Here is a 14,930-nt window from a genome sequence, read left to right as displayed (position 1 = left end):
GCCGGGGCGACTGCGGAGGGGACGGCAGTTATAATGGCGGGCGAACGGCAATGCAGCGCAGCAAGCCACCCGATTACCAATCTTTCAATAGCTTATGCAATACGTCTCCACCCGCGGCCAATCGCCGGCCCAGTCCTTTTCCCAGATCCTCCTCGGCGGCCTCGCCCCTGACGGCGGCCTCTACCTGCCGGTCGAATATCCGCGGATCAGCGGCGCCGAACTCGACGCCTGGCGCAAGCTGTCCTATGCCGACCTGGCATTCGAGGTGCTGAAGAAGTTTGCCACCGACATTCCGGAAGCCGATCTCAAGGCGCTGGCCCACAAGACCTATACCGCCGACGTCTACCGCAACGTCCGCCAGGGCGAGGAGGCCTCGCAGATCACGCCGCTGCGCACGCTGGAAGACAAGGACGGCAGGAAGCTCGTCCTGCAGGCGCTGTCCAACGGCCCGACGCTGGCCTTCAAGGACATGGCGATGCAGTTGCTGGGCAACCTGTTCGAATATGCGCTGGCCAAGCAGAACGCCGAACTCAATATTTTCGGCGCGACATCGGGCGACACCGGCAGCGCGGCCGAATACGCGATGCGCGGCAAGAAGGGCATCCGCGTCTTCATGCTGTCGCCGCACAAGAAGATGAGCGCCTTCCAGACGGCGCAGATGTTCAGCCTGCAGGATCCGAACATCTTCAACATCGCCGTCGAAGGCGTGTTCGACGATTGCCAGGACATGGTCAAGGCCGTCTCCAACGACCTCGAATTCAAGACCCGCCAGAAGATCGGCACTGTCAATTCCATCAACTGGGCGCGCGTGGTGGCGCAGGTGGTGTATTACGTGCGCGGCTACCTGAGCGCGACCACCAGCAACGACCAGAAAGTCTCGTTCACCGTCCCGTCCGGCAACTTCGGCAATATCTGCGCCGGCCATATCGCGCGCATGATGGGCGTGCCGATCGACACCCTGGTTGCGGCCACGAATGAAAACGACGTGCTCGACGAATTCTTCCGCACCGGCGTCTACCGGGTGCGCAAGTCGTCCGAAACCTACCACACCACCAGCCCGAGCATGGACATCAGCAAGGCGTCCAATTTCGAGCGCTTCATTTACGACCTGCTGGGCCGCGATGCGGAGCGGGTAAGGGCATTGTTCAAGCGGGTCGATTCCCACGGCGGCTTCGACCTGTCGGGCAAGCCGGGCAGCGACGGCGACGAATTCGCCAAGGTCGGCGCTTACGGCTTCGTTTCCGGCAAGTCGGTGCATGCCGACCGCGTGGCGACCATCCGCGACGTGCAGCAGAAATACGGCGTGACCGTCGACACCCATACCGCCGATGGCATCAAGGTGGCGCGCGAGTATGTGAAGCCGGGCATACCGATGATCGTGCTGGAGACAGCCTTGCCGGCCAAGTTCAATGAGACAATCCGCGAGGCGCTGGGGCGCGACGCCGAGCGTCCGGCTGGTTTCGAGAACATCGAGGCGCTGCCGCAGCGTTATGAAGTAATGGGCCCGGATGTGGAAAAGATGAAGGCATTCATCGCCAAGCATACCGGCTTGTGATTCGTGATTCATGGCCTGCGGGGCACGCATCGCCGCAGGCCATCAACCTTGTCCGAACATGACTGAAAAGAAAGCCATGTTGAGCGCCGCCGAGGCGCTCGACATCCTGCTCTCCGCCGCACGGCCGATCACGGAGTCGGAAATCGTCTCCACGCTTGACGCCAACGGCCGCATCCTCGCGCAGGCGCAAAGCTCGACCATCAACGTGCCGCCGATGGACAACACCCAGATGGACGGCTACGCGGTACGTTCCGCCGAATGCGCGGGCGGAGCGGCAAGCTTCAAGGTCTCACAGCGCATTCCCGCCGGCGTCGTCGGCGAGCCGCTGAAGCCTCGCACGATTGCCCGCATCTTCACCGGCGCGATGATTCCCGAGGGCGCCGACGCGGTGGTCATGCAGGAGCAGTGCGAGGCCGATTCCGCGACCGGCGTGGTGACGGTGAAGCACGCGCCGCAGCCGGGAGAGTGGATACGCCTGACGGGCGAAGATATCCGTGCCGGCAGCGTGATTCTCGAAGCCGGTACCCGCCTGCGCGCGCAGGAACTGGGCCTGGCTGCCTCGGTCGGTCTGGCGGCGCTGCCGGTCTTGCGCAAGCCGCGCGTGGCGGTCTTCTTCACCGGCGACGAACTGGCTATGCCGGGCGAGCCGCTGAAGCCGGGCGCGATCTACAACTCCAACCGTTTCACGCTGCGCGGCCTGCTGGAAAACCTCGGCTGCGAATTCACCGATTTCGGCATCGTGCCCGACACGCTTGATGCCACCCGGGAGACGCTGCGCAAGGCGGCGGCCGGGCATGACCTGATCATCACCTCCGGCGGCGTGTCGGTCGGCGAGGAAGATCACATCAAGCCGGCGGTCGAGGCGGAAGGGCGCCTGAACATGTGGCAGATCGCCATCAAGCCGGGCAAGCCGCTCGCCTTCGGCGAGGTCAACCGTTCCGGCGGCACGGCCTTCTTCCTTGGCCTGCCGGGCAATCCGGTATCGAGCCTCATTACCTTCATGCTCTTCGTCAGGCCGTTCATCCTGCGCCTGCAGGGGGTAGCCAACGTCGCGCCCAGGGCCTATGCGATGCGCGCCGATTTCGCATGGCCCAAAGCCGACCGCCGCAATGAATTCCTGCGCGCGCGCATCAATGCCGACGGCGGCCTCGACCTGTTCCCGAACCAGAGCTCGGCGGTGCTGACCTCGACCGTCTGGGGCGACGGCGTCATCGACAACCCGCCCGGGCAGACGATTGCGCCGGGCAACACCGTGCGCTTCATTCCCTTCAACGAATTGCTTTATTAAGCTCCAGCCATGCAGATCCAGCTTCGTTTCTTTGCCAGCGTCAGGGAAGCCGTAGGCACCGGCCAGGAATCGGTATCGCTTCCCGGTGAAGTCCGTACCGTCGGCGATGTGCGTTCATTCCTGCGCAGCCGCGGCGGTGCCTGGGCCGAGGCGCTGGCCGAAGGGAGGGCGCTGCGCATGGCCTGCAACCAGCAGATGACCGATGCGGCGACGCCGATCAGCGAAGGCTGCGAAGTGGCATTCTTCCCGCCGGTCACTGGAGGCTGACCATGCCGATCCGCGTCCAGACCGAAGATTTCGACCTCAGCACGGAAGTCGCCAGGCTGCGTGCCGGTCAGCCGCAGGTGGGCGCGGTGGCAAGCTTCATCGGCACCGTGCGCGACATCAACGACGGCGCTGGCGTCAGCGAGATGGAACTGGAGCATTATCCGGGCATGACGGAAAAGGCACTGGAAGACATCGTCGCCCAGGCCAAAAGCCGGTGGAACATCATCGATGCGCTGGTGATCCACCGCGTCGGCCCGCTCAAGCCGCTGGACCAGATCGTATTGGTGGCGGTGACTTCCTCGCACCGCGGCGAGGCATTTGCCTCCTGCGAATTCATCATGGATTTCCTCAAGACCCAGGCGCCGTTCTGGAAGAAGGAACAGACACCGAGCGGCGCGCGCTGGGTCGATGCCCGCGTTACCGACGACAAGGCGCTTGCCAAGTGGGGCGTGGATTCGGATAACGCCGGTCCGGCTGCATGAGCTGGCTTGCCGTCGGCCTGGGCGCAGCGATCGGCGCATGGCTGCGCTGGGGGCTTGGGCTCTGGCTCAACGGCGCACTGGCCGCATTGCCGCTTGGGACGCTCGTCGCCAATCTGGGCGGCGGTTACCTGATCGGGCTGGCGGTCGGATTCTTTGCAGGCCATCCCGGCCTGGCGCCGGAATGGCGTCTGCTCGCGGTGACCGGCTTTCTCGGCGGGCTGACCACGTTTTCTACTTTCTCCGCCGAATCCATGGCCCTGCTGCAACGCGGTGATTACGCCTGGGCCTTCGGGCATTCCGCGCTGCACCTGATCGGGTCGATCGGCTGCTGCATCGCAGGCTTTGCTACCTACCGGACCCTGGCTAGTTGAGCCGGCGTGAGCCTGACGCGGGCGAACCGATCGCGCCCGGCATTTCCAGCGGGATATCCCATTCCGCCGTCTTTGCGGCGTCCCTGAGCAGGGAGCAGAAGCCGTGCAGCACCACCATCGTGAACGCCAGTTCGAAGCCGTCGCCGCTGGCCGGCGCAAGATTGATGCGAACCGGCTGATCGGGATTCTGTGCAAAGTTGACCGAGGTGATCAGCAGCGGCGCTTCACCCAGCGGAAAGTGGCTGATCTCGCTTTCATACTGCGTATTGAAATTGCCGGTATCGCGGATGTGCTCGACCGAAGCATGATGTTCCATGCCGACGATATCGGCGCTGGCATGGGCGGCCTGCGGCTTGTCCAGCCTGACCTGGGTTTCGAGAGACTGCAGGATGGCCGGCCACAAGGCCTTGAGCAGGCGCCGGGTGATCCAGGCGCGCAGCTCCTGCAGCATGCCGTCTTCCGCCTTGAAGGAGGCGCGGAACAACAGCCGGTCTTCCTCGGCCTGATAACTGACTTGAAGTTGATGCAGCTCCATGATGTCGGGAGCCCGGGACTGGCGAGCTCAAGCATCCTTTCTTGAAATGTGGTTACTCGTCCCTACTTTGTTGGCAGATTGATTTTTCACGGAGAACATTCCCATGCGTCTCGACAAACTGACAACAAAATTGCAAGAGGCACTGTCCGACGCCCAAAGCCAGGCGGTCGGCAATGATAACCAATACATTGAGCCGGTGCATATCCTCAACGCCTTGATCAACCAGGACGACGGCGGCGCGCGCTCGCTGCTGCAGCGCGCCGGCGTCAACGTCAACGGCCTGTCGTCCGGACTGAAAACCGCGCTGGAACGCCTGCCCAAGGTCTCCGGCAACGGCGGCGAAGTGCAGATCGGCCGCGAATCGGTGGCGCTGCTCAACCTTGCCGACAAGGAAGCCCAGAAGCGCGGCGACCAGTTCATCGCCAGCGAAATGGTGCTGCTCGCCCTGACTGAGGACAAGTCCGAGGCTGGCCGCATCGCGCGCGACAACGGCCTGACCCGCAAGTCGCTGGAAGCCGCGATCACCGCCGTGCGCGGCGGCGGCAATGTCAATTCGGCCGATGCCGAAGGACAGCGCGAAGCCCTGAAGAAATACACGCTCGACCTCACCGAGCGTGCCCGCGCCGGCAAGCTCGACCCGGTAATCGGCCGCGACGATGAAATCCGCCGCGCGATCCAGGTGCTGCAGCGCCGTTCCAAGAACAACCCGGTGCTGATCGGCGAACCCGGCGTCGGCAAGACCGCCATCGTCGAAGGACTGGCGCAGCGCATCGTCAACGGAGAAGTGCCGGACAGCCTGAAATCCAAGCGCGTGCTGTCGCTCGACATGGCCGCCTTGCTCGCCGGCGCGAAATACCGCGGCGAATTTGAGGAACGCCTGAAGGCCGTACTCAAGGAAATCGCCCAGGATGAAGGCCAGACCATCGTCTTCATCGACGAGATCCACACCATGGTAGGGGCCGGCAAGGCCGAGGGCGCGATCGACGCCGGCAACATGCTCAAGCCTGCGCTGGCGCGGGGCGAACTGCATTGCGTCGGCGCCACCACGCTCGACGAATACCGCAAGTACATCGAGAAGGATGCCGCACTCGAGCGCCGCTTCCAGAAGATCCTGGTCGACGAGCCGAGCGTGGAAGCGACCATCGCGATCCTGCGCGGCCTGCAGGAAAAGTATGAGGTGCACCATGGCGTCGATATCACCGACCCGGCGATCGTCGCCGCGGCCGAGCTGTCGCACCGCTACATCACCGACCGCTTCCTGCCGGACAAGGCGATCGACCTGATCGACGAAGCCGCTTCGAAGATCAAGATCGAAATCGATTCCAAGCCGGAGGTGATGGACAAGCTCGACCGCCGCCTGATCCAGCTGAAGATCGAGCGCGAAGCGGTGCGCAAGGAAACCGACGAAGCCTCGCAGAAGCGTCTCGGCCTGATCGAGGAAGAGATCTTCAAGCTCGAGCGCGAGTATGCGGACCTGGAAGAAGTCTGGAAGGCCGAAAAATCGGCGGTGCACGGCAGCCAGCAGATCAAGGAAGAGATCGAGAAGGTGCGCCTGCAGATGGAAGAAGCCAAGCGCAAGGGCGACTGGCAGAAGATGTCCGAGCTGCAGTATGGCCGCCTGCCGCAGCTCGAAGCCCAGCTCAAGCAGGCCGATACTGCGGGCGGCGAGCAGGCCAAGCCGGAACGCAAGCTGCTGCGCACCCAGGTCGGCGCCGAGGAAATCGCCGAGGTCGTCTCGCGCGCCACCGGCATTCCCGTTTCCAAGATGATGCAGGGCGAGCGCGACAAGCTGCTGCACATGGAGGAAGAACTGCACAAGCGCGTGGTCGGCCAGCATGAGGCCATCGTCGCGGTGTCGGACGCGATCCGCCGCTCGCGCGCCGGTCTGTCGGACCCGGACCGGCCATACGGCTCCTTCATGTTCCTCGGCCCGACAGGCGTGGGCAAGACCGAGCTGTGCAAGGCATTGGCGTCCTTCCTGTTCGATACCGAGGAGGCGCTCATCCGCATCGACATGAGCGAATTCATGGAGAAGCATTCGGTCGCCCGCCTGATCGGTGCGCCGCCGGGATATGTCGGCTATGAGGAGGGCGGTTACCTGACCGAAGCGGTTCGCCGCAAGCCTTACAGCGTGATCCTGCTCGACGAGATCGAGAAGGCCCATGCCGACGTGTTCAACGTGCTGCTGCAGGTGCTCGACGACGGCCGCATGACCGATGGCCAGGGCCGCACCGTGGACTTCAAGAACACGGTGATCGTGATGACGTCGAACCTCGGTTCCCACAAGATCCAGTCGATGGAAGACAGCGACCCGGCGCTGGTGAAGCTGGCGGTGATGGCCGAGGTAAAAACCCACTTCCGGCCGGAGTTCGTCAACCGCATCGACGAGCTGGTAGTGTTCCATGCACTCGACGAAAAGAACATCGGTTCGATCGCGCGCATCCAGCTGCAGGTGCTGGAGAAGCGTCTGGCCAAGCTGGACATCGGCCTCAAGGTGTCGGACGGCGCATTGCAGAAGATCGCCGAGGCAGGCTTCGACCCGGTGTACGGCGCCCGCCCGCTGAAGCGCGCGATCCAGCAGGAGCTGGAAAATCCGCTGTCCAAGCTGATCCTGGAAGGCAAGTTCGGTCCCAAGGATGTGGTCTCGGTCGGCGTGAAAGGCAGCGAGCTGGCGTTCGAGAAGGCCGGCGCCGAATAAGCGCGGACTTTGCAGCAACAAAAAACCCGGAGCCGGTGACGGCCTCCGGGTTTTTTATTGTCCATGGAAAACCGGGTTTGCCGGGTTCAGCCTCCCTGGCGCGCGAAGAACACGCTCGGAGGCTGGCCGAAGGTCTTTCTGAACATCGCCGAAAACGCCGACTGGCTGGCGTAGCCGAGTTCCGCCGCCACCTGGGACAGCGGCATGCCGCGCGCAATCAGCGGCGCCGCATGGGCAAGCCTGACCTGCTGGCGCCATTCCCGGAAACTGGTGCCGAGTTCGCGTTCGAACAGGCGCGCGAGCGTGCGTGCCGACGCGCCGACCTGTTCCGCCCATTCTTCCAGGGTCAGCGGCGATGCCGGGTCGGCAATCACGCTTTCGCAGAGCGCCTTGAGCCGCTTGTCCGACGGCAGCGCGACGCGGATCGGCAGCGTGGCCAGGCCGGCCAGTTCATTGAGCAGCAGTGCAGACAGCAGCGTCTCGCGCACGCTGCCTTCATCTGCATGGCCCAGCGCAACGACGAGTTCGCGCAGCAGGGGCGAGACTTCGAGCACTTCGCACTGGGTGCCGTGAAACGGCGCCGAATCCGCATGCACGTAGAGCGCGCGCAGGCGGGTCTTTTCCAGTGTGGTCACTTCATGGTTCAGCAGCGGAGGAATCCAGATCGCGCGATGTGGCGGGACGATCCAGGTACTGTTTTCCGCGGTCACGCGCAGCACGCCTTCGATCGCATAGGTCACCTGGCCCCAGACATGGTGATGCCCGGCGAGCACTTCGGCGACATCGAGGTCGCGCGCCATCATGCGAACCGGCCGCTCCGGGCTCGGCGCCCGTCCTGGAAGATTGACGCGGGTATGGGTAATCGGCTGTAGGGCCATCGTCTTGTCCGGAAGCTGGTGAGCGGATGGGCGCTTGATCGACTTTTTTACTTATGGCAGAAAGTCGATAAAACTTGTCCGCTTATCTTAAAGCAGACGATGCGCTTTTGCCTACACTTGGTTTCATTACATCCGACCCGGGGACAGGTATGCCGCAGCCAACCATGCAGTCCGATTTTCGCCGCGATGCGCAGGTCATTGGCCTGGAAGGCCTGGCCCACGCGATATCGCATTTCTTTCACCTGATCCTGGCGCCCCTGTTTCCCTGGATTAAGGAGGCGTTCGGCCTGTCGTATGCCGAACTCGGCCTGCTGATGACATTGTTCTTTGCGGTGTCCGGCATCGGCCAGGCCAGCTCCGGCTTCGTGGTCGACCGTATCGGCGCGCGCAGCGTGCTGTTCTTCGGCGTGGGCTGTCTTGGCCTGTCAGCCTTGGTGCTGGCGGCTTCTCCGAATTATGCCGTGCTGATGCTGGGCTCCATGCTGGCCGGCCTCGGCAACAGCGTCTTTCATCCAGCCTGTTTCACCCTGCTGAATCAGCGGGTATCGCCGGCTAGACTGGGGCATGCATTTTCCGTCCACGGCGTTACCGGCAATCTCGGCTGGGCGGCGGCGCCGGTGGTTCTCGTGCCTCTGGCCGGCCTGTTCGGCTGGCGTGTCGCGCTGCTTGCCGCTGCCGGCATTGCATTCGCGGTGCTTGCGCTGCTGCTCCTCAATCGGGAGAGTCTGGCGACAGAACAGGATGTGCGTTCCCTCGAAGGGAAGGGCGGGCAACAGGCCCATCCTGCGTCCGGCCGTGCACATGCCTTGGCCTTCATGCGACTGCCTGCAATATGGATGTGCTTCGCCTTTTTCCTGATCACCGCCCTGGCAATCGGCGGCGTGCAGAGCTTTTCCGCAACGAGCCTGCGCGAACTGTATGGCGTGTCGCTTGCCGCGGCGACAACCGCCTATACCGCCTACATGCTCGCTTCCGCAGCCGGCATGATCTGGGGCGGTTTCCTCGCAGCGAAAACGACGCGGCATGAACGTACGATCGCCATCGGCTTCGCCGCATCCGGATTCTTCGCATTCCTGATTGCCAGCGGGCTGGTTGCGCCGCTGGTGTCCGTGGCGCTGATGGCGGCGGTCGGTTTCGGTGCCGGTATTGCCGGACCGTCGCGGGATCTGCTGATTCGCGCCGCCGCACCGAAGAATGCGACCGGGCGCGTCTACGGTGTCGTGTATTCCGGAATCGATATCGGCCTGGCAGTGGCCCCTCTGCTGTTCGGCGCACTGATGGACGGATCGCATCCCGCCTGGGTGTTCATCGGTATCGGCGTTTTCCAGTGCATGGCTCTGCTGACCGCGATCGGTGTCGGAACCAATACCGCCAGCAAGACCGTCAAGGCCGGCGTTGCCGCATGATGCGGTCGGGCAAGCGCAATCGCCGCTGCGACCCGGACTGACAAGGCGCAGGCTCATCCGGCGTTGCCGCCGGCCGTCCTCGCATACAATCCTGCATGGATTCATTCATGACAGGAGAGACAATGACTTTTGCGACATGTGATTTATGCGACGCCAATGAAGACCGCATCGCCGCGGGCACACTGGCCGTTCTGCCGCCGATCTTTCAGAAGTTCGGCGCGCAGCTGGTGTTTGCCGGGCCGGCAACAACCCTGAAGGTGTTCGAGGACAACGTGCTGGTCCGCGCCACCCTGGAGACGCCGGGCAACGGCCACGTATTGGTAGTGGATGGCGGCGGCAGCCTGCGCTGCGCCCTGGTGGGCGGCAATCTCGGCGTGCTGGCCGAGAAGAACGGCTGGGCGGGCATCGTCGTCAACGGCTGCATCCGCGATTCCGAGGAAATCAATACCTGCAATATCGGGGTCCGGGCGCTCGCGACGCATCCGCAGCGCAGCGTGCGCAAGGGAGCCGGCGACCGCGATCTGCGCGTGACCATCGGCGGTGCGGCCATCCGTCCGGGTGACTGGATCTATGCTGATGCCGACGGCGTGCTGGTCTCCACTGAGAAGCTGGACTGAGCAGTATTCAATATGCGGGCCGACGAGCGTATCGGTCCGCTGTCTCCATCTCTCCCACATTCTTTCCTTTCATCACCTTCTGCTTTTCTCAAGTTTGCATTCCGGCATGCAGCAGCGATCAGGAACAGTCAATTCAAGGCTGGTTTTCATATAACAAAAACTGCATTCCGCATCGTGAAAATTGGGCGATGCGAGGCACCATCCTCATTTTTCATTTTAAGAAAATTTATTGCGTATCGCGAAAAATGAAATTCAAGTATATGAATTTAAAGGATAAAAAATTACTTATATGTCTTATATAAGACCTTGTTGCCCCGCAAAATAAAGCCTATTATTTCTCCATCGAGCTTCACTTCTTTTGACCGCTTCATCACAGGAGAATCACCATGGCAACACGCGAACAGCAAATTCAGGCACTGGAAAAAGACTGGGCCGAGAACCCGCGTTGGAAGGGCATCACCCGCAACTACACTGCGGAAGACGTCGTCCGCCTGCGCGGCTCCAAGCAGATCGAGTACACGCTGGCCAAGGAAGGTGCCGAAAAGCTGTGGGCGAAAGTCAACGGTGGCGCGAAGAAGGGCTATGTGAACGCCTTCGGCGCAATCTCTGCCGGTCAGGCCATGCAGCAGGCCAAGGCAGGCCTCGAAGCCGTGTATCTCTCCGGCTGGCAGGTCGCCGCGGACGGCAACACATCCGAAACCATGTATCCCGACCAGTCGCTGTACGCCTACGACTCGGTGCCGACCATGGTTCGCCGCATCAACAACACCTTCAAGCGCGCCGACGAGATCCAGTGGTCGCGCGGCATCAATCCGGGCGATGAAGGCTATGTCGATTTCTTCCTGCCGATCGTTGCCGATGCAGAAGCAGGCTTCGGCGGCGTGCTGAACGCTTTCGAACTGATGAAGAACATGATTTCCGCCGGCGCGGCAGGCGTGCACTTCGAAGACCAGCTGGCTGCCGTGAAGAAGTGCGGCCACATGGGCGGCAAGGTGCTGGTGCCGACGACGGAAGCCGTCGAGAAGCTGACAGCGGCCCGCTTCGCGGCTGACGTCATGGGCGTGCCGACCATCGTGCTGGCGCGTACCGATGCCGAGGCAGCCAACCTGATCACTTCCGACCACGATGCCAACGACAAGCCTTTCCTCACCGGCGAGCGCACCAGCGAAGGCTTCTACCGTGTCAAGAACGGCCTGGAGCAGGCCATCAGCCGCGGCGTCGCCTACGCCCCGGTGGCCGACCTGGTCTGGTGCGAAACCGGCACGCCCGACCTCGGCTTTGCCCGTGAATTCGCGCAGGCTGTCCACGCCAAGTGCCCCGGCAAGCTGCTGTCCTACAACTGCTCGCCGTCGTTCAACTGGAAGAAGAACCTCGACGACAAGACGATCGCCGACTTCCAGGAAAAACTGTCGGAACTGGGCTACAAGTATCAGTTCATCACGCTGGCCGGCATCCACATCAACTGGTTCAACACCTTCCAGTTCGCCCACGCCTATGCACGCGGCGAAGGCATGAAGCACTACGTGAACATGGTGCAGGAGCCGGAATTCGCGGCACGCGAGAAGGGCTACACCTTCGTGTCGCACCAGCAGGAAGTGGGCGCGGGCTACTTCGACGAAGTGACCACCGTGATCCAGGGCGGTACATCCTCCGTCAAGGCCCTGACCGGTTCGACCGAAGAAGAGCAGTTCCATTGATGAATGCGCGGGGCCGGGAACGGCCCCGCATGTTCAGGCATTACCGGATCGACTAATAGCGTTGTTTTTGCTGGCCGCGCATGGTTTCATGCCCGGCCAGTTTTTTATTGCCGATCGGTTTTGAGTCTACGCCGCCTTGCGGAACGTCAGGTTGATGCGGCAGGCGCCCGTCAGCGGATGGGCTCTTTCCTTGACCGGCAGCACGCCGTGATAGCGCAGGCGTGCCGGGCCTCCCCAGACCACCACGTCGCCGTGCATCAGCGGTATGCGCACGGCAGGGTCGGTCCGCTTCAGGCCGCCGAACAGGAAAACGGCGGGCATGCCGAGCGATACCGAAACGATGGGATGGTCGAAGCTGGCTTCGTCCTTGTCCTGGTGCAGGGAGAGTTTGGCGCCGGGTTCGTAGCGGTTGATCAGGCAGGCATCCGGATGAAAGCCCGCGAATCCGGCCTCGGCGGCTGCGCGGCGGGCAAATTCAAGAAACAGATCCGGCATCTTCGGCCACGGCCTGCCGCTCAGAGGATCGATGCCGTCGTAGCGGTAGCCGCGGCGGTCGCTCACCCAGCCCTGACTGCCTGCGCATGTCATTGCCACTGACATGCGCAGGCCGCCGGGAGTTTCCATGTGTCGAAACGCGGCATGTTGCGCAACTTGATCGACGGCTGCAAGAATCGCCTTGTCTTCCTGCAGCGCGAAGCGCTGCAGCAGCATTGCTCCTTCACACAAGAACTCGCTGGCGGCAGGAGCGCTGTCGAAATCGTCGAACAGTTCGAGGTTCATCTTGGCGGTGCAAACCTTTCACGGCGAGGCATCAGTGATGATGCCCGGCATGTGAATGCGAATGCGCATGGTCGTGGCCAGCGCGGACAACATTGTCTTGCGACTGATTGTCGCGGCGGGACCTGAGTTCCGCAAGTGCGCCGCGTACGACCGTGAAAGCCGCGCTCAGGGCCAGCACGCTCATCAGGATCGCTACCGACCAGTCAGGCCAGCCGCTGCCCGTGCCGAATACACCGGCGGCGGCCAGCATGACCGCGGCATTGCCGATCGCATCGTTGCGCGTGCACAGCCAGACCGAACGCATGTTCGCATCGCCGCTGCGATAAGCATAGAGCAGGGCGGCAACGCCGAGATTGGCCAGCAGGGCGAGGAATCCGATCGCACCCATCGTCGCCGGCTCGGGCGGAATTCCGTTGAATATGCTCCATGCCGTCTGCGCCAGCACGAAGCAGCCGAACGCGCCCATCGACAATCCCTTCACCAACGCCGCTCGGCTGCGCCATACCGCCGCCATGGACAGCACCAGCAGAGAGACGCCGTAATTGGCGGCATCGCCGAAAAAGTCCAGCGCATCCGCCAGCAGCGATGTCGAACCGGCATGCATGCCGCCGGCGAGTTCCACGCCGAACATGGCCGCATTGACCAGCAATGCGATCCACAGCGCGCGGCGGTAACGGGGATTGCGGGCGGGCGAAGGTTCGGGAAGGTGGGCGCAGCAGTGGGCGGACATGGCAGGGCTCCAGAAATACGGATTACGGTTTGCCTATTACAGACCCTGTAGCTACTATAGAGTCAAGCAATCTGTGGAGAGCCGCATGAAAATCGGTGAACTGGCTAAGAGAACCGGCTCGGAAGTCGAGACCATCCGGTATTACGAGAAGGAAGGCTTGCTGCCGATGCCGCCGCGCAGCGACGGCAACTACCGGCAATATCGCGAGGAGGATGCCGAAAGGCTGCTGTTCATCCGGCATTGCCGGTCGCTCGGCATGTCTCTCGAAGATATTCGGACCCTCCAGCATTTCCAGGGAAGTCCCGACGTGGCCTGCGATGAAATCGACGCGCTGCTTGACCGTCATCTTCAGCAAACCGAGCTGCAGATTCAGTCGCTGCTGCGGCTGCAGAAACAGTTGCAAGCCCTGCGCAATACCTGCCGTTCCCATATGAGCACGCAGCAATGCGGCATCCTGCAGAACCTGCAGAGCGCGGCGGCCGGTACCGATTGCATCTGCCACCATGCGCCCGAAGGGGCGGACTGAAAAAGTTTTCCTTCGCAGGGCGCCGTGCAGCGGCAGGTCCGCCTGCTGCTAAAATGTGCCCCCTCACAAATCTGACTACCGGAAACTGCCATGCTGAGCTATCGCCACGCCTTCCATGCGGGCAACCATGCCGACGTGCTCAAGCACATCGTCCTCATTCAACTGCTCGAATATCTAGGGCAGAAGGACACGGCCTACATGTATATCGACACGCATGCAGGCGCAGGCGCGTATGCACTCGATACCGGATTTGCAGCCAAAAGCGCGGAGCATGAAACCGGCATCAGCCAGCTGTGGGAGCGCAATGATCTGCCCGGGCCGGTGGCCGACTATGTGAAGCTGGTAAAGGACATGAATCCGAGCGGCAAGCTGCGCTATTACCCCGGTTCGCCTTACTGCGCCGACAAGGTCGCCCGCGAGCAGGACCGAATCCGCCTGTTCGAACTGCATCCGAGCGATCACAAGATCCTGGGCGAGAACTTCCGCAAGGTGGCCGCACATGCCGCAGAGCAGGGGCAGCGCAGCCAGGCGCGCGGCAAGCGCGTCATGATCCAGCAGGCAGACGGCTTCGCCGGCCTCAAGGCCTTGCTGCCGCCGCCGTCAAGGCGCGGCCTGGTGCTGATCGACCCGCCCTATGAGGTCAAGGACGATTACCGCCGCGTCAAGGATACGCTGGCCGATGCGCTCGCCCGCTTCGCCACCGGCACCTACGCGGTCTGGTATCCGGTGCTGCAGCGGCTGGAGTCACGCCAGCTTCCCGACCGGCTCAAGCGGCTGCCCTGCCAGAACTGGCTGAACGTGAGCCTGGCGATCAGCGCGCCGCTGCCCGACGGCGTCGGCCTGCACAACAGCGGCATGTTCATCCTCAACCCCCCATGGACGCTGGAGCCAATACTGCGCGAGATCATGCCTTACCTCGTCAAGGTGCTGGGCCGCGATGCCGGCGCCGGCTTCGTACTGGAAACCGGTACGCCGTCCGCTGTGCCGGGAAGCGCCAGGCGCGCAAGATCCGAGCGGGAGTGATGCCGGGCAAACGGAAGCAGGCCTGATGTTTGCATGCTGCCTGTGAAAAGCTGGAGCCCGCCGCAATGAGTGTGTGG

Annotated in this window: 15 protein-coding genes; 11 read left to right on the top strand and 4 right to left on the bottom strand. The window is 62.7% G+C overall.

What is annotated here, in order from left to right:
- Nucleotides 1-94: 94 nt before the first annotated feature.
- The 5 genes from thrC to crcB are packed head-to-tail and all read left to right on the top strand — an operon-like array spanning nt 95 to nt 3,963.
- Nucleotides 95-1,555, top strand: a complete 1,461-nt coding sequence (gene thrC / locus IGW03_RS05965; RefSeq protein WP_194721581.1) for a threonine synthase — start codon at nt 95-97, stop codon at nt 1,553-1,555.
- A 58-nt stretch (nt 1,556-1,613) separates the two neighbouring features.
- Nucleotides 1,614-2,843, top strand: a complete 1,230-nt coding sequence (locus tag IGW03_RS05960; RefSeq protein WP_194721580.1) for a molybdopterin molybdotransferase MoeA — start codon at nt 1,614-1,616, stop codon at nt 2,841-2,843.
- A gap of 9 nt (nt 2,844-2,852) precedes the next feature.
- A complete protein-coding gene (gene moaD / locus IGW03_RS05955) occupies nt 2,853-3,110 on the top strand; it encodes a molybdopterin converting factor subunit 1 (protein ID WP_194721579.1) in 258 nt (85 codons plus the stop codon).
- Between the two features lie 2 nt (nt 3,111-3,112).
- A complete protein-coding gene (locus IGW03_RS05950; RefSeq protein ID WP_194721578.1) occupies nt 3,113-3,592 on the top strand; it encodes a molybdenum cofactor biosynthesis protein MoaE in 480 nt (159 codons plus the stop codon).
- A complete protein-coding gene (crcB, locus tag IGW03_RS05945) occupies nt 3,589-3,963 on the top strand; it encodes a fluoride efflux transporter CrcB (RefSeq protein WP_194721577.1) in 375 nt (124 codons plus the stop codon). Before IGW03_RS05950 ends, crcB begins: the two co-directional genes overlap by 4 nt.
- On the opposite strand, the gene IGW03_RS05940 is transcribed toward crcB, so the two are convergent.
- Nucleotides 3,956-4,498: a hypothetical protein gene (locus IGW03_RS05940; protein WP_194721576.1), complete on the bottom strand. Its 543-nt coding sequence runs from the start codon at nt 4,496-4,498 to the stop codon at nt 3,956-3,958. The two genes, crcB and IGW03_RS05940, sit on opposite strands and share 8 nt — an antisense overlap.
- A gap of 103 nt (nt 4,499-4,601) precedes the next feature.
- On the opposite strand from IGW03_RS05940, the gene clpB reads away from it, so the two are divergent.
- On the top strand, nt 4,602-7,196 hold the full coding sequence (gene clpB / locus IGW03_RS05935) for an ATP-dependent chaperone ClpB (protein WP_194721575.1): 2,595 nt from the start codon (nt 4,602-4,604) through the stop codon (nt 7,194-7,196).
- An 86-nt stretch (nt 7,197-7,282) separates the two neighbouring features.
- Here clpB and IGW03_RS05930 read toward each other — a convergent pair whose 3' ends face one another.
- Complete coding sequence (locus IGW03_RS05930) at nt 7,283-8,074, bottom strand: AraC family transcriptional regulator (RefSeq protein WP_194721574.1); 792 nt, start codon at nt 8,072-8,074, stop codon at nt 7,283-7,285.
- A gap of 164 nt (nt 8,075-8,238) precedes the next feature.
- On the opposite strand from IGW03_RS05930, the gene IGW03_RS05925 reads away from it, so the two are divergent.
- The 3 genes from IGW03_RS05925 to aceA all read left to right on the top strand — a co-directional run bounded on the left by IGW03_RS05925 (nt 8,239) and on the right by aceA (nt 11,794).
- The gene (locus tag IGW03_RS05925; RefSeq protein ID WP_323744931.1) at nt 8,239-9,480 is read left to right on the top strand and encodes an MFS transporter; all 1,242 of its coding nucleotides are present in this window, start codon (nt 8,239-8,241) and stop codon (nt 9,478-9,480) included.
- Nucleotides 9,481-9,602: 122 nt separating this feature from the next.
- Nucleotides 9,603-10,097 (top strand): ribonuclease E activity regulator RraA, encoded by a 495-nt coding sequence (gene rraA / locus IGW03_RS05920; RefSeq protein WP_194721572.1) that lies wholly within the window; start codon nt 9,603-9,605, stop codon nt 10,095-10,097.
- Between the two features lie 386 nt (nt 10,098-10,483).
- Entirely contained in the window at nt 10,484-11,794 is a 1,311-nt protein-coding gene (aceA, locus tag IGW03_RS05915) for an isocitrate lyase (protein ID WP_194721571.1), read from the top strand.
- Between the two features lie 126 nt (nt 11,795-11,920).
- Here aceA and alkB read toward each other — a convergent pair whose 3' ends face one another.
- Together alkB and IGW03_RS05905 are read right to left on the bottom strand one after the other, a co-directional pair.
- Nucleotides 11,921-12,574 (bottom strand): DNA oxidative demethylase AlkB, encoded by a 654-nt coding sequence (gene alkB / locus IGW03_RS05910; RefSeq protein WP_194721570.1) that lies wholly within the window; start codon nt 12,572-12,574, stop codon nt 11,921-11,923.
- 31 nt (nt 12,575-12,605) lie between these two features.
- The gene (locus tag IGW03_RS05905) at nt 12,606-13,304 is read right to left on the bottom strand and encodes a cation efflux transmembrane domain-containing protein (RefSeq protein ID WP_194721569.1); all 699 of its coding nucleotides are present in this window, start codon (nt 13,302-13,304) and stop codon (nt 12,606-12,608) included.
- An 85-nt stretch (nt 13,305-13,389) separates the two neighbouring features.
- On the opposite strand from IGW03_RS05905, the gene cadR reads away from it, so the two are divergent.
- Together cadR and IGW03_RS05895 are read left to right on the top strand one after the other, a co-directional pair.
- Nucleotides 13,390-13,830 (top strand): Cd(II)/Pb(II)-responsive transcriptional regulator, encoded by a 441-nt coding sequence (gene cadR, locus IGW03_RS05900; RefSeq protein WP_194721568.1) that lies wholly within the window; start codon nt 13,390-13,392, stop codon nt 13,828-13,830.
- A gap of 90 nt (nt 13,831-13,920) precedes the next feature.
- Entirely contained in the window at nt 13,921-14,853 is a 933-nt protein-coding gene (locus tag IGW03_RS05895; RefSeq protein ID WP_194721567.1) for a 23S rRNA (adenine(2030)-N(6))-methyltransferase RlmJ, read from the top strand.
- Nucleotides 14,854-14,930: the final 77 nt, after the last annotated feature.

Origin of the sequence: Noviherbaspirillum malthae, from assembly GCF_015352985.1 — a bacterium.
Classification (GTDB): Bacteria; Pseudomonadota; Gammaproteobacteria; order Burkholderiales; family Burkholderiaceae_D; genus Noviherbaspirillum; species Noviherbaspirillum malthae.
Note: the sequence above shows the minus strand (reverse complement) of the source record. Positions and strands in the feature narration are given on the sequence as shown.